The sequence below is a fragment of the Mesorhizobium bavaricum genome (assembly GCF_056781655.1).
Window position 1 is genome coordinate 2345945 of sequence record NZ_CM165566.1, and the last position, 13488, is coordinate 2359432.

At 64.9% G+C, this 13488-nt stretch carries 14 protein-coding genes; all 14 read right to left on the bottom strand.

Features of this window, described 5'->3' with window-relative positions:
• Window positions 1–60: 60 nt before the first annotated feature.
• The 14 genes from AC1RZR_RS11450 to AC1RZR_RS11515 all read right to left on the bottom strand — a co-directional run bounded on the left by AC1RZR_RS11450 (window position 61) and on the right by AC1RZR_RS11515 (window position 13485).
• Window positions 61–1704 carry an MFS transporter gene (locus AC1RZR_RS11450; protein ID WP_477277552.1) on the bottom strand — a complete coding sequence of 548 codons (1644 nt, stop codon included), beginning with the start codon at window positions 1702–1704 and terminating at the stop codon, window positions 61–63.
• Window positions 1705–1922: 218 nt separating this feature from the next.
• Entirely contained in the window at window positions 1923–2189 is a 267-nt protein-coding gene (fliQ, locus tag AC1RZR_RS11455; protein ID WP_023761707.1) for a flagellar biosynthesis protein FliQ, read from the bottom strand.
• Window positions 2190–2211: 22 nt separating this feature from the next.
• Complete coding sequence (gene flgD / locus AC1RZR_RS11460) at window positions 2212–2619, bottom strand: flagellar hook assembly protein FlgD (protein ID WP_379102545.1); 408 nt, start codon at window positions 2617–2619, stop codon at window positions 2212–2214.
• Window positions 2619–3062: a flagellar biosynthesis repressor FlbT gene (gene flbT / locus AC1RZR_RS11465; RefSeq protein ID WP_379102543.1), complete on the bottom strand. Its 444-nt coding sequence runs from the start codon at window positions 3060–3062 to the stop codon at window positions 2619–2621. Before flbT ends, flgD begins: the two co-directional genes overlap by 1 nt.
• Window positions 3059–3406, bottom strand: a complete 348-nt coding sequence (gene flaF, locus AC1RZR_RS11470) for a flagellar biosynthesis regulator FlaF (protein WP_477277550.1) — start codon at window positions 3404–3406, stop codon at window positions 3059–3061. Before flaF ends, flbT begins: the two co-directional genes overlap by 4 nt.
• 31 nt (window positions 3407–3437) lie before the next feature.
• Window positions 3438–4481 carry a flagellar hook-associated family protein gene (locus AC1RZR_RS11475; protein ID WP_477277548.1) on the bottom strand — a complete coding sequence of 348 codons (1044 nt, stop codon included), beginning with the start codon at window positions 4479–4481 and terminating at the stop codon, window positions 3438–3440.
• A gap of 3 nt (window positions 4482–4484) precedes the next feature.
• On the bottom strand, window positions 4485–5939 hold the full coding sequence (flgK, locus tag AC1RZR_RS11480; protein WP_477277546.1) for a flagellar hook-associated protein FlgK: 1455 nt from the start codon (window positions 5937–5939) through the stop codon (window positions 4485–4487).
• Between the two features lie 27 nt (window positions 5940–5966).
• Window positions 5967–7223, bottom strand: coding sequence for a flagellar hook protein FlgE (locus AC1RZR_RS11485; RefSeq protein WP_477277544.1), 1257 nt, complete (start codon window positions 7221–7223; stop codon window positions 5967–5969).
• Between the two features lie 79 nt (window positions 7224–7302).
• Window positions 7303–7971: a response regulator transcription factor gene (locus AC1RZR_RS11490; protein WP_477277542.1), complete on the bottom strand. Its 669-nt coding sequence runs from the start codon at window positions 7969–7971 to the stop codon at window positions 7303–7305.
• Window positions 7972–8192: 221 nt separating this feature from the next.
• Complete coding sequence (locus tag AC1RZR_RS11495) at window positions 8193–8780, bottom strand: transglycosylase SLT domain-containing protein (RefSeq protein WP_477278141.1); 588 nt, start codon at window positions 8778–8780, stop codon at window positions 8193–8195.
• Window positions 8710–10116: a flagellar hook-length control protein FliK gene (gene fliK / locus AC1RZR_RS11500; RefSeq protein ID WP_481828542.1), complete on the bottom strand. Its 1407-nt coding sequence runs from the start codon at window positions 10114–10116 to the stop codon at window positions 8710–8712. The genes AC1RZR_RS11495 and fliK overlap by 71 nt, the downstream gene beginning before the upstream one ends.
• Complete coding sequence (locus AC1RZR_RS11505) at window positions 10113–11495, bottom strand: chemotaxis protein MotC (RefSeq protein ID WP_477277538.1); 1383 nt, start codon at window positions 11493–11495, stop codon at window positions 10113–10115. The genes fliK and AC1RZR_RS11505 overlap by 4 nt, the downstream gene beginning before the upstream one ends.
• Window positions 11492–12862: a MotB family protein gene (locus tag AC1RZR_RS11510; protein ID WP_481828543.1), complete on the bottom strand. Its 1371-nt coding sequence runs from the start codon at window positions 12860–12862 to the stop codon at window positions 11492–11494. The genes AC1RZR_RS11505 and AC1RZR_RS11510 overlap by 4 nt, the downstream gene beginning before the upstream one ends.
• Window positions 12859–13485: a hypothetical protein gene (locus AC1RZR_RS11515; protein ID WP_477277534.1), complete on the bottom strand. Its 627-nt coding sequence runs from the start codon at window positions 13483–13485 to the stop codon at window positions 12859–12861. The genes AC1RZR_RS11510 and AC1RZR_RS11515 overlap by 4 nt, the downstream gene beginning before the upstream one ends.
• Window positions 13486–13488: the final 3 nt, after the last annotated feature.

Here is a 13488-nt window from a genome sequence, read left to right on the forward strand (position 1 = left end):
TCTTTTTGTTCTGACGCAGTTCCGGACGGAAAACCGTTTCACACTTTTCGTGGAATTGCTCTAATGCTCGATCGGACCCTTGGCCATCACGAGGGCCGTACCGGCGGTCGTCGGGCGCTCGATCATGCGCCGCACGCGCGGCGGCTCGTCGCCACTGTGCAGCGCCCGCAAGCGCTCGCCGACGACGGCGTCGGCATGGGTGATGCGTCCATTGTGGCGCACATATTCGATCCAGGTCGGAGTATGATAGTGCTCGATCCAGATCGCCGGATTTTCGAGGTCGCGTGCCAATGTCCAGTTACGGGCGCCGTCACGGCGGCGGATGCGGCCGCGTTCGGCCATGGTGGCGAGGAACTCCGGCACGTCCTCGTCGCGGATGATGTACTCGATCATGATGGCGATGGGGCCGCTGCGCGGCTTCAGGTCGAGCGCAAGGTGCGGTTCCCTGAAGCGATTGAGCGGGTCGAGGTTGAGCACCTGCTGCTGCGGCAGCGGCAGCAGCATGCCGATGGCGCCGCCGACCAGCATGGCGATGCTGGCCGCGATCAGCGCGGTTTCGGCGCCATGCGCATCGGCGACGACACCCCAGATCCAGCTGCCGAGCGCGATACCGCCGAAGGTCGCGGTCTGGTAAACCGACAGCACCCGGCCGACCACCCAGCGCGGTGTCGCCATCTGCACCGTGACGTTGAAATGCGAAAGGGCGATTACCCAGCAGGCACCGCCGACCAGCAGGCCGAGCGACGTCTGCCATGCATGATGGCTGACGGCGGCATTGAATGCGCAGACAGCAAAGCCGGCAAAGGCGCAGCGCACCATCGTCTCGCTGGACAGCAGCTGCCGTAGCCTGACGCTGATCAGCGCGCCACCGACCGCGCCGATGCCGAAGGCGCCGAGCATGATGCCGTAGGTCAGGGCATCGCCCTTGACGACATCGCGCGCCACCAGCGGCAGCAGCGCCAGCACGGCACCGGCGCTGAAGCCGAAAGCCGCGCCCCTGACCAGCACCTTGCCGATGTTGGGCGACATGGCGACATAGCGCAGGCCGGCGGCCATGGCCGCACCCAGCGACTCGCGCGGCAAGGTCGAAACCGGCAGGTCCGGCTTCCAGCGCGCCAGCACGACGATGAGGCCGATATAGCTCACCGCGTTCGCCGCGAAGGCGGCGGCCGCACCGGCCGCGGCGACGATGATGCCGCCGATCGCCGGGCCGACGCTGCGGGTCAGGTTGAAGCCCATCGAGTTGAGCGCGACGGCGGCCGGCACCTTGTTGCGGGGAACGATGTCGCCGACGGAGGCCTGCCATGACGGGCTGTTGAGCGCCGTGCCGCTGTCGATCAGGAAGGTGAAGGCCAGCAGCGTCCACGGCGTGATGAGGCCGGAATAGGTGAACAGGGTCAGAAGCACCGAGACGACCAGCATGAAGGTCTGGGCGACCAGCATCACCTTGCGCCGGTCGAAACTGTCGGCGATGGCGCCGGCGACGAGCGCAAACAGCATGATCGGCAAGGTGGTCGAAGCCTGGACCAGGGCCACCTGATAGGGCGAGGTGGCGATCGTGGTCATCATCCAGGCCGCGCCGACGCCCTGGATCAGGCCACCGAAATTCGAGACCAGACTTGCCGCCCATACGGCGCGGAAAATGCCGTGCCGGAAGGGCGCCAGCGCCGAAACGCTCTCGCTTTCCGGCTTTTCGTCAATCATCGGGGGTCCCTGCCATGTCGTGCCGATTCGTCAGATGATCCGTTTGCTCAGATCATTTGCCGAAAGTAGGGCATGGCGGCGCAAAGGGCGAATGTCTTTCGAAAAAGGTCACGGTCCAACAATGGGATAGCTGCGGTCCACGCCTGGTTTCGCGCGAGGTCTGGCCGGCTGCCGCACTGCTGGAAGGCACAACCGCAAGCCAGATGGATAGAAGCTGCTCAGAATCCGTTCTGGATGCGCTCGAAGATAACGTTGGTGAAGGCCGATATCTGGCTGCCGATGAAGGGGCCGGTCAGCGCCACCACCAGCATGATTGCGACGATCTTCGGCACGAAGGTCAAGGTGATCTCCTGAACCTGCGTCAGCGCCTGGATGAGGGCGATGCCGATGCCGACCACCATGGCGACCAACACCACCGGTGCAGACGCGGTGAGCACCGTCCACACCGCGTACTGGACGATGTCGAGAGCGTCGGCCTCGTTCATGGGACTGGCCCTGCCGGAAGCGTCAGCTCGCCGCCTTGACCGAGACCCCCGGGCCGACCGCGACTTCGGTGCCGTTCTGCAGCACGGCGATGAGGCCGCTGCTGGCGAGGCGCACCGACGCCACCGTGCCGGTCGTGTTGCCGTCGGCGGAGGTTATCGAGCGTCCGATCAGCGCGTCGGCCTGCGACAGCGCCGAGGACTGCATGATCTGGTCGAGCTTGGTGTTTGTCTGCACCGACTGCTCGACCTGCGAAAAGGTGGCGAGCTGGGCGACATACTGTGTCGAGTCCATCGGCTTGGTCGGGTCCTGGTTCTTCATCTCGGCGATCAGAAGCTTCAGGAACGACTGGTAGTCGACCGCAGTCTTCGAAGTCGACGTTGTGGCCTGGTTGGCGCCAGTCGGTATCGTCGTCGTCATGTCCACGTTCATCAGTATCGTGCTCCCACAGCCAGCGGGCGCGTGTCACCCGGAACATCGTCATTGCCGCCAAGCGCGCGGCGTTCGAGCGGATAGAGCGCGCGGATCGCCTTCAGCGCCTCGTAGATGTGATCCTCACCGACCATGCGGTCGATCTGTTTCAGCGCAGCGCAGATCTGGGTGTCCTCGAAGCTTGCCAGCAGCAACGGCAGCGAACGCCGGAACATGTCGCGTGCCTCGGCCGCGCCGGCCGGGTTGACCAGCATGACCTGCAGGATGAAATACAGCTGCTTGAGCGGCGTCGAGGCATCGTCGGCCTGGATCACATGGCTTTCGAGCAGGAACTGCACGTCGTTCATCAATTCGACGGTGACCTTGCGGTCGACGCGGATGACGGCGCCGTTGATGTAGATCTTCTCGTTCGGCTTCAGCGATATCTTCAGCGTGTTGGTCATTGAATGCCGTCCCTGATGATCTGGGACACCTCGATCAGCCCTTCGAAATTGTTGGTGCGGCCCTGGCGAATGTCCTCCGCCTCGCGCAGCAGCCACAGGCCGATGGAAATGAGGTTGGCGCGCAATTCCTTGGGCAGGGCGTTGTCGCTGGAGCCGAGATCCTCGACGAAGGTGGTCCAGACGCGGTTGGTGAAATGCAGCGCCTCGACCGCCTCCATCGAGTTGTGGCCGGCGGTGGCCGCTGCCGACAGCATGTCGATCGAGCGGGTCAGGAGCTCCCGCTCGCGGTCCTTGGCGTCGGCAACGGAGGTGCTCTGGATGTCGGCGTAGGAGAATTGGTACATCTTTGGGGCTCTACCGTTCCGTTAAGCGTTGTCAGGTCAGGTAATTCAACAGGCTGAGCTGCTGCAGGCGTGCGGTCAGCGCGAAGGACGTTTCGATGTGCTGTGTCAGGTCGGCGACGCGGGTCGCGGCTTCGGCCGGATCGACGCCTTCCAGATCGAGAATGTGCCGTTCGAAAAGATCGACCTGCGTTTTCATGCGGTCGTTCGCATCGGAAACCCGCTTCTGGACGATGCCGGTCTCGGATTGAATCTGGCCAATGCCGCTCAGCGCTTCGCCGACCAGCGACGTCGAGCGGCTGACGACCGTATTCTTCGCGGCCTGGCTGATGTTGCTGGACATCAGGCCGGTGACCAAGGCTGCCGCCATGGCAAGCTTCTGGATGCCAGCGCTGTTGGCACTGGTCGAGGTCGGCGTGGTCTCGTTGAGGGCGATGCGGCTGACGATCTGCTGGTCGGTAGCGTTCGACCAGGTGCCTTGCCAGCCTGGGCCCATGAACTGCGGCGTGACATCGTTGGTGATGAAGTCGTCCATCTGGGCAGCGGTGATGTTGGCCGCGGCCGGGTCGTCCTGGGTGAAACCGAAATTGGCGACGAAGGCGGCGTCGAACGCCGCCTTGGCGGTGGAGCCGGCGGCGGTGAAGTCGTTGATCGGCTTGACGTCGGTGTTGGTGCCGGCGAACAGATATTCGCCGTTGACGCTGGTGTTGAGGATCGAGGTCAGCTGCTGGATGGTCGCCTTGCCCGAGGATTGGGTGAGATTGTTGGAAGAATCGCTCGAGGTCGCGGTGGTCAGGGCGGACAGAAAGGTCTGCGCGGCGGTGGAGAGCTGGCCAAGCGAGGTCTGCGTCGAGGACAGCCGGGCGCCGACCAGACCGTTGGAATCGATGATGACGTTGAGCCGGTCGAGATCGCGCGAGAAGGTGACGGACTGAGCGGTGCGCCCGCCGAGGGCCAGGCCGGTGTCGGCGACCTTGCCGGTCGAGGCCTCCTTCTGGGCTTTGACGAGATCCGCCTGCATGCGCATCTGCTGGTAGCGCATGGCGTTCGACATGGCGGCTGAGGAGACTGAAGTCATGGATTATCCCACCGCGCTGAGCAAGGCCGTCATCATGTCGTCGACGGTTTTCATCATCCGGGCCGATGCCTGATAGGTGTGTTCGAGGTCGAGGAGCAGCGACATCTCCTGGTCGACATTGACGCCGGTCGCGTTCGACAGCGCCTCGGCACTGCGCGATGCCAATGCTTCCTTGGCGTCGGAGGCGGTCGAAGCTTGCTGGCGCACGCCCTCGAACCAGCCTATCGAATTGGCCGCGTAGTCGGAAACGCTGGACGTCGCCGAGATCCCGGCGGCAGGGTCGAAGGTCAGTGGCTGGTCGAGCCGGTCGCCATAGGCAACCAGAAGGCTGGAGTAGGACGCGCCGCCGCCGGTGTTGGCGACATAGGCAGCACCATTGGCGCCGCCATCGCGCAGCAGCGTCGGATTGCCTCCGGTGCTCGGGTCCATCGCCGCATTGACGCTGATGGAAGCGGCAAGGCCGTTGACCAGCGTGCCCGCTGCCGGCACGGCTGGCGCGCCCGACCAGGTGAACAGGCCGGCGGCATTGGGCATCGCGGGCGCGGTTTCGGCAAAGGCGGTGATCAGGCCGCGCGCGGTCTCGTCGAGCTGGCTCTGCATGGTCGAGGCGACGCCGTCGCGCAATTGCAGCAGGCCGGCAAGCTTGCCGCTGGCGCTGGTGTTGCCACCGGCTCCCGCCGAAATCGGCACATTGTCGATATAGACCGCATTGCCGGCGGCACCGGCGGTGTAGCCGGACGACGCCGCGAAGGTGACCGTGCGCGGTATGGTTTCGAACAGCGTCGTGCCGTCGCCGGTGGTGATGACCATGTCATTGTCGCCACGCGTAAAGGTCGAGACCGGCACATAGTCCGAAATCTTCTTCAAGAGCGCGTCGCGCTGGTCGAGCGCATCGGAAACATCGGTGCCGGAACGGGTTCCGGATATGACCGCCGTGTTGGCATCCTGGAACTGGCTGAGCAGCGAGTTGAGGTCGTCGACCGCCGTGGCGATCTGGCCGTCGGTCTGGGTGCGGAAATCCTGGACCGCCTTGGAGCCCTCATTCAGCGAGCGCACAACCTGCTTGGCGGCGTCGATGACGCTGGCGCCGAGGTTCTGGTTGGACGGCGAGGTGGCGTAGAGCTGCAGCGCCTGCTGCAGATTGCCGATCGCGGTCGAGGGCGAGGACGCATTGTCGACGCCATTGACCGCAACGCCCAGCTGATCCATGCCGCTGTACAGCGCGCTCTGGCCGCTCCAGGCCGACAGCGCGCTGAGGTTCTGGCGGAACAGCAGGTCGTTGGTGGCGCGCTGGATATCAACCGAACGCGCGCCCGGCGCCGTGCTGGTGACAACGGCCTGGCGACGCGAATAGTCCGGATTGGAGGCGTCGGCGACGTTGCGCGAGACAACGCTGGTCTGCCGCGCGGTGTTCATAAGCGCCGACTGGGCGATGCTCAGTGCAGTGGACAGCGACATGCGGGTCTTTCACGGGCGGAGCCCGTTTTATCTCTTCAGGTTGACAAGGACGTCCATCAGATCGGAACCGGTCTGGAAGACTTTCGAATTGGCGGTGTAGCTGCGCTGCGCCGCGATCATGTTGGTCAGTTCTTCGGCGATATCGACATTGGAATTCTCGAGTGCGCCGGAGATGATCGAGCCGGCCTTGCCTTCATTGGCAAAGCCGATCCGGACCGCGCCGGATTCGGTGCCCTGTGCGTAGACGTTGCCGGGCAGCGCGGTGAGCTGGTCCGGGCTCTGCACATCGGCCAGCGGAATCTTGTAGAGCGGCTTGGTGGAGCCGTCCTTGTACTGCGCCGAGATGGTGCCGTCCTTGCTGATCTGGATCTTGTCGATGGTGCTCGGCGCGTTGCCGTTGACCTGGGCATCGGAAACGGTGAAGCCGGTGCCGAGCTGGGTCAATGCCGACAGATCCAGCGAAAAGGCCGCGCCATTGGGTACCGTCAGGCCGACGCTGGTGACGGCGCCGGTGAGCTTGCCCGTGGTGGTGTCGAAGGTCAGGTTGGCCGAGCCCAATGCGCCGCCGGTGTAGGGGAACGACGTCCCGGCGGTGGCCTTCGACTGATCGAAGACCGACACCTGCCAGGTGCCGGTGCCGGTGTTGGTGTAATAGACGTCAAGCAGCTTCTTGTTGCCGAGATTGTCGTAGGCGACCATCGAGGATTTCGAGGTGTACTGAGCGCCCGCGGCGTTGGTGGTGGGCAGACTGCCGGCGGCGACCGGCGTCGCGCCAGCCGGCAGGTTGCCGCTGTAACTACCCTCGGTGCTCGGCGTTGCCGTCATCCCCTGGTCAGAGATGACGACCGGGGTCAGTCCCTCGAAGCCGTTCACTGTCGCCGCCGGCACGCCGTTGGCATAGCTGTAGGCCATCAGCTGGAAGCCGGCCGCGTTGACCAGCCTGCCTTCCGCATCGGGAACGAAGGCGCCGGCTCGTGTCAGGAAAGGTGTTCCGCTCGGATCCTGGACGACGAAGAAACCGTCGCCGTTGACGGCAAGGTCGGAGACCGAGGTCGTGTACTGAAGCACGCCCGGATCGCTGACTGCCTGCCGGATCGTCGTGGTGATGCCGCCGGAATTGTAGGCGCCGCCGGTGCTTGGCATGACCAGCGTCGAAAACTCGGCGGAGGAGCGTTTGTAGCCGGTGGTGTCGGAGTTGGCGATGTTGTCGGCCACGGCGGACAGCCGGTTTGCCTGTGCATTCATGCCGGAAACGCCGGTCCGCATCATTCCGTAGAGGCTCATCGAAACGTCTCCCCAATGTGCATGCCACTGGCTACAAGGCTACGTGTGTTGTCTTGCGCGAAGCTGGCGCGGCGCGGCATCAGAAGACGAGCCGGTAGCCAAGGAAGCGCTTGGAATCGATCGGGTCGGTGCCCAGTTTCTCTCGCAGCTTCTTGCGCAATTTGCTTATGTGGCTTTCAACCACGTTCTCCTCGACCTCTTCGTCGAAGATGCCGTAGATGGCGTTGAAAACCTGGGTCTTGGTGACTCGGCGCCCGCGATTGCTCGCCAGATATTCGAGGATGCGGCGCTCACGGCGCGGCAAGGGCAAAGGCTGGCCGTCGATCTCGGGGTCGCGGCCGTCCATGAAGATGCGCATGGCGCCGATCTCGGTGTAGGCGACGTCTTCCAGGGCGCGGCGGCGGATGGCGGTGATGCGGGCCAGGATCTCGCGGATATGGACGGGCTTGCGTATGACGTCGTCGACGCCGCTCTCGAACAACCGCAGCGTGTTCTCCAGCGAGTGCTGTTCGCTCAGGGCGATGACCGGTGCGCCGGTGCGGTCGCGGATCTGCCGGGGAGAGATCGAGCCTTCGCGGCAGTCGCCGATGAGGAAGGCTCGGACCGACCTCAGGTCGGTGTCGGCCGCCGAGCTTACCCACTCGCCGAACTCGCCTGGCGCGAAGCCTGCACAGGCGACACCCTCACGATCGAAAAGTGAATTGTATCCCTCTGTTACGAGCTCTCGCTCGTCAACGATTACAATCATCGGCCCGCCTCCGAATCAAATCATTTGCCCCGTGAGAAAAGGGGTATCCGGTGGTGAGAATCCTGAACAACCGTCATTTCTTGTAGCTAGTTTCTTGGGAGTCGGGAATCGCGCCGGTTGCATTAGCGCGCGTCCAGATATGTCGGCGTGGCAGCTATCGGCCACCTGAAGCCGCAACTCCAGGGTGGCACGTCTCGGATGCTCGAAAAACCGTAATGCGTCTATGGGTTGCAGAAACCGCGGGCGTTCGCGGTCCATTTTCCGAAGCCGGTGGCGACCATGTTGGCAATGACACGGCAGACATAGATCTTCTGCGCCGGATCGTTGTCGGGACCGGCGTGATAGCGGGCGACGGCCATCGACCATGTCTCGTGACGGGCATGGAGGCTGGCCAGGAAGCGCGCCGCATAGTCGACGTTCTGACGCGGATCGAGCATGTCCTCGACGCTGCGAAAATGCGACGCGTGGTAGTGATGGTTGATCTGCATGCAACCCAGATCGATGAGCGTCTTGCCCTCGCGCCGGGCATTGGCGAACGCAGCAAGGGCCTCGGTCCGGCTTCTCGGAAAGACCACTTTTCCCTCTATATTCAAGGCGTTGGGTTGAAGGCTGCCCTTGTTGCCGGTCTCTGTCAAACCAACGGCATAAAGGATGCCGGCCGGCACGCCATAGCGGTCGGCGGCGCGCAGGATCTCCGGCTCGCAAGGGTTGGTGGCGGCAGCGGCGGCAGTCGCGACGCTAGATGAACATATCGCCGCTAGCGCGCTCGCGAGAAGGCTGAGTACCGCGGCCGTAGTCCTGCGCGTCATCATTGCGGTTTCCTGCGGATTGCTGACCCGGTTGCTGACCACCCGCTCCACCATTGCCGGCGCCCGGGTTTCCAGGTTGGAAGGATGACGGGTCGCGGCCTGACGCCGTTGGCAAAGGGGCGGCCGCATCGGCGCGGATTGCGGCAGGAACCGCTACCGAAGGTTGTATGATCGTGACCTTATCAACCTCGAAACCGAGCCCGCGCAGCGACTTGACGATGGCCTCGCTGTCGGCGGACAGCCGGCGATAAGCGTCGTGTGTTTCTGGCTTCAATTCAATCGAAAGTTGTTCTCCGGAGAGGCGAAGGTGGGCCGTCACCATGCCGAGTTCGGCGGGGTGAAGTTCGATCTTCAGCACATGTGTCGGAACGGCAACAGAGTTGGCCAGCTGGGCGGCCGCGGATGGGGCAGAAAGCGCCTTTTGCGGGCCGCCATCGGTGGCTATGGCGCTGATCACATTGAGGGCTGCCTGGCTGATGAGGCTCTGCGGCGGCGCGGGGAAGCTCTGTTCGGCCACGACGTCGATGCGGACGGCGGACAGGGACTGTTTTCCCGCTTCCGGTCGTAGCGAGGACTGCACATCCTCGATGCTTTTCAGCGCCGGTGCGGGGTGCTTCGACTGCACGCCGGGCACATCGGCGGTTGTGCCGTCCGGCAGCTTCTGGGCCGCCACGATGTTGTCGCGTTTGGGGGCGCTCGAGGCAACGCCGGCAGCGCTGGGCGGCGGGCCGTCAAGCTCAGTCAAAGGCCCGTCGACGATCGACGCCTGCTCCGGCTTCGACAGGGTTTCGAGGACTTCGTTTCCGGCCGTGGACTTCGACCGATAGGTCCTTGGCAGCGGCGCCTGCGCTTCAAGCGCCGGCTCCGGCGGGCTCTCGCCACTAGCCGCGTCGCGTCCGGTTGCCTTGGCCGATGTCGAGAAATGGCGCAGGTCATGAAACGCGATCAGCAGCGGCAGATGGTCGTCAAGCGGCACCGCATCCACATCCGGCGCCGTCTCTTTGGCGTCGTCCTCGTCCTCGTGCGACTTTGCTTCCAGGTCGTCCTTGCTGATTTTCACAGTCGGTATTTTGGCCGAGACGACTTTTCCGGGAGCGGCCGATGTCGGCTCGGCCTTGCCATCATGCCCGGCAAGGCTAGCTGCGAGTTTGGCCCAGCGCTGCTCGCGCGATCCCGTTTCTGTTGTCGTTTGCCGTTCCGGGTGGGCAGGACTGGCCTGGCCGCGCAGCATCTTGCCGAAGCCGGCGTGATCTTTCTTGCCGTTCGCAGCCGGTTGCTCCGGCGACGCGCGCGTGGCGGCAAATCCTGGTAAGGCCGAGCCTAGGCTGGTGGTCATTTGGGGGCGGCTCCAAGCATTTGGTCGATCAGGTCGAGCTGTCGACGTGTTCTGGTCATGGCGGCATCGGTCGGGTCGGCGGGCTCGGGACTGGCCGCGGGCAACGGTGCCGACGCCGGCACAACAGTCGCCGCATCGGCAGCCGCGGCCGCAACTACCGGCGTGTCCGGCGCATTCGGGGCTGGACCGCCGGCGGCCGCGGTGACCGCCGGTTGCTCGGCGATTGCGCCTTCGACCGGTGGCAGCCCGCTCGCGTCGACGCCTTGCGCCGCGGCGGTCTGAGGCAGGGGAGGTTGCTCGGCTGCAACCGGGGCGGGCTTTTGCTCAGCAAGGGCGGCGGGCGGCGCGACGACCTCGCCGGCAATGGCCTGAGCGGCGTCGAGCAAGTCGCGGTCGCCTTCCGACAGCTTGCTGCGGTCGATCTTGCCGAGCTTGGCGCGCACGTCCTCGATGGTGCCCGAGGTAACGGTGGAAAGGCTGGCGTAGAGCTGGGCGCGTGGATCGTCCTGGTTGGTGTTGCCGTCGCGGCCCTGCTCGGCCCGTGCTGAAGCGAAGGCCGACAGTTCGTTCAGGCCGTCAATCGCGGCGCGGCGGGCGATGCGCAGGTAGATGACCTTCTCGCGCTCTGGATCCATCATCGAGGTGATGTCGGCCAGCTTGTCCTGGCTGATCGACATATGCAGCGCGATGACGCCGGAGACGAAGGAGTCGGCGAACTGGCTGGCATAGGGCGAATAGAGATAGCGCTCGACATACTGGGTGGAGGCACGCGCGAAGCGTGCCGCATCGCCTTGCGCGACGGCAATGCCGACCGAACGGCGAAGTGCTGCTTCCTCGACCAGCGTGCCGGGGCTGAGCAATCTCGCCTCGTCGAGCAAACCGAGCGCCGCTGCCGGTTGGTCGCCGGCAAGCAGCGAGCCTTTGACCAGGGCAAGGAAAGCGCCGAGATCGGGAGGCAGCGTCATCGGATCGATCGGCTTCAGCGCTTCGATCGCCTCGCCGGGCCGGCCGCTGAGATAGTCGATCACGCCCTTGGCTATGGCAAGGCTTTGCGGGTCCGTCGTGGCGCGCGACGTGGCGGCCTCGACAGTCACCGGGTTGCCGCCGCTCATGCCATAGACAAGCAGGGCGCGAAAGTTCTTGGGATCCTTGAAATCCTCTGCGTCTGCCGCGCGCAGGCGCGCATCCGCCATCTCGAGCAGCTTGGCCTGCATCGGCAGGGCGGCATGGTCGCCGGCGGCGATGCGGTCCTGAACGAGCTGCAGCGAGCGCACCAGCTGATACGGCTGCAGCGCGTCCTGGGCGAAGCCGGCCGACGGAAGTCCGCCGGCCAGCAGCAACAAGCCAATCAAGCGGCTGGTGACGGCCGCCCGCCTCATCCGCCGGTCGCCATCAGGATTTCGATGCGGCGGTTCACGGCCGCCAATGGATCGGCCGGGTCCTTCGGCTGGCGGTCGGCGAAGCCGGCGACCTCGGTGATGCGGCGTTCGTCGACGCCACCGCGCACGAGCATGTAGTAGGCGGAATGCGCGCGCGCCGTCGACAGCCGCCAATTGTCGTAGCTGTCGCTGCGGAAGGGCCGAGCATCGGTGTGGCCGTTGATGCTGATGGTGCCCTTCTGGCTGTTGACGATGCGGCCGATCTTCTCCATCGCCAGCACCAGTTCGCGGCGGGGCAGTGCCGAGCCGACCTCGAACATGCCGAAGTCGAACTGGTCGGTGATCGAGATGACGACGCCCTTGTCGGTGGCTTCCACCGAGACGCCGTCATGCAGCTTGTCGCCGGGCTTGAAAGCATCGGCCAACTGCCGCTTAACGTCGGCCGCGGCCTTGACGGCGGCCGCGGTTGGCGCCTTTTCTTCGGTGTCGGGCTTGGCGGCCTCTTGCGCACCGGCCTCAGACTCGGCTGCGTCCGCGGCTTTGGTGTCGCCCGGTTTGGTCTCGCCCGGTTTGATCTGGCTTGGCTTGGTGTCGCCGGCCTTTGCCGTTGCCTCGGCGGGGTTCGCGGCTTGCTTGCCGGTCGCATCCTTTGCTAGCGGCTCGAGCGGTGCAGCCGCGACGGGTGGCACGGCCTCGACCTTCAGCACCTGCGTTTCGGCGGCCTTGTCACCGGGCTTGACCGGATCGCCCTCGATTTTGGCACGCTGGGCACTGGCTTCGGCCCCGGGCGCCGCCACCTGCTGCGACCAGAAATCGGGCTCGAAGGGATCGCGATAGGACGTGCCGCCCGAGGCGCCCGTCGCCGGGCCGGCAGCCTGCGCGCCGCCATCGCCCTTCTGGCTGACGTTCTGCATGACGCCGGTGTCGGTGGCGATTTCAGAAAGCACCGCGTAAGGATCGGCGAACAGATGCTCGTCGGAGTGTTCCGCCTGCGGGAGTTCCTGCTTTTCCTGTTTGCGGTCCGCCGAGCCATCGCCGTCCTGGCCGGCCTTGTTGGTCGCCTTCTGCGGGTTGTCGGCCGTCGTCCCGATCGCGCGCGGACCGTCGCCGAGATCCTCCAGACCCTTGCGGCTCGAATTGCGGTCGACCAGCTTGACCGGGTTGAAATAGCTGGCGACGGCAGCCTTGGTCTGCTCGTTGGCGGCATTGATCAGCCACATGACCAGGAAGAAGCACATCATCGCCGTCATGAAGTCGGCGAAGGCGATCTTCCAGACGCCGCCATGGTGACCCTCGTCGTGGTCGTCGTGACCACGGCGAACGATGATGATCTCCTGATGAACTTGTCCTGCGTCGGCGACGCTCATGCCAGGACCTCCGAGAGTGTCGTCGACCATTCGGCCATGCGCGTCTCGAACACCGCCTCGTCGATGGCGACCGTGAGATCGAAGCCTGGCGTCTCGATGAAGTCGAGATTGGCGGCGCGGGGCCCGAGCGATGCCTTCAGTGTTTCGAACAGCGAGAGAGGCCCGCGCACGGCGATGCGCACTGCCTCGGCATCGCCGACCGCTTCGCGTATCGCGCTGGCGAGCGCTTCGATTGAGCGTTTCTGCAAGTCGTCGCTGACGATGCCGCCGATCATGCGGGCGACGGTGGCCGCGACCAGCCCGGTCACGCGCGCCTCCATGGCATCGATGCGCGACGAGACGGCCTTGCCGACATCGTCGCCAAGGCTTTCGAGAAATACCCTTGCTTCCTCGGCATTGGCCTGGCGTTCGGCTTCGAGCGCTGCTTCATGCGCGACCGACAGGCGCGCCTCGAGCGCCGCTTCAGCCTGGGCAACTGCCTCCGCGATCAGCGTGCCGATATCGGCTTGCGGCACCGGTGCCTCGGGCGTGTGTTCGGGATCGGCCGTGGCGCGGGGCTGGCCGGCGCGTTGCGCGCGCGTGCCGAAATCAGGCAGAAGGTCGAAAAGGGCTGCGGAGGCCATGGT

Coding starts and splice junctions, on each gene's coding strand:
- AC1RZR_RS11495 (WP_477278141.1), bottom strand. CDS start 8,780: ATGACGCGCAGGACTACGGCCGCGGTACTCAGCCTTCTCGCGAGCGCG.
- fliK (WP_481828542.1), bottom strand. CDS start 10,116: ATGACCACCAGCCTAGGCTCGGCCTTACCAGGATTTGCCGCCACGCGC.
- AC1RZR_RS11515 (WP_477277534.1), bottom strand. CDS start 13,485: ATGGCCTCCGCAGCCCTTTTCGACCTTCTGCCTGATTTCGGCACGCGC.
- flaF (WP_477277550.1), bottom strand. CDS start 3,406: ATGTACCAATTCTCCTACGCCGACATCCAGAGCACCTCCGTTGCCGAC.
- AC1RZR_RS11505 (WP_477277538.1), bottom strand. CDS start 11,495: ATGAGGCGGGCGGCCGTCACCAGCCGCTTGATTGGCTTGTTGCTGCTG.
- AC1RZR_RS11475 (WP_477277548.1), bottom strand. CDS start 4,481: ATGACTTCAGTCTCCTCAGCCGCCATGTCGAACGCCATGCGCTACCAG.
- flgK (WP_477277546.1), bottom strand. CDS start 5,939: ATGTCGCTGTCCACTGCACTGAGCATCGCCCAGTCGGCGCTTATGAAC.
- fliQ (WP_023761707.1), bottom strand. CDS start 2,189: ATGAACGAGGCCGACGCTCTCGACATCGTCCAGTACGCGGTGTGGACG.
- flgD (WP_379102545.1), bottom strand. CDS start 2,619: ATGAACGTGGACATGACGACGACGATACCGACTGGCGCCAACCAGGCC.
- flbT (WP_379102543.1), bottom strand. CDS start 3,062: ATGACCAACACGCTGAAGATATCGCTGAAGCCGAACGAGAAGATCTAC.
- AC1RZR_RS11510 (WP_481828543.1), bottom strand. CDS start 12,862: ATGAGCGTCGCCGACGCAGGACAAGTTCATCAGGAGATCATCATCGTT.
- AC1RZR_RS11450 (WP_477277552.1), bottom strand. CDS start 1,704: ATGATTGACGAAAAGCCGGAAAGCGAGAGCGTTTCGGCGCTGGCGCCC.
- AC1RZR_RS11485 (WP_477277544.1), bottom strand. CDS start 7,223: ATGAGCCTCTACGGAATGATGCGGACCGGCGTTTCCGGCATGAATGCA.
- AC1RZR_RS11490 (WP_477277542.1), bottom strand. CDS start 7,971: ATGATTGTAATCGTTGACGAGCGAGAGCTCGTAACAGAGGGATACAAT.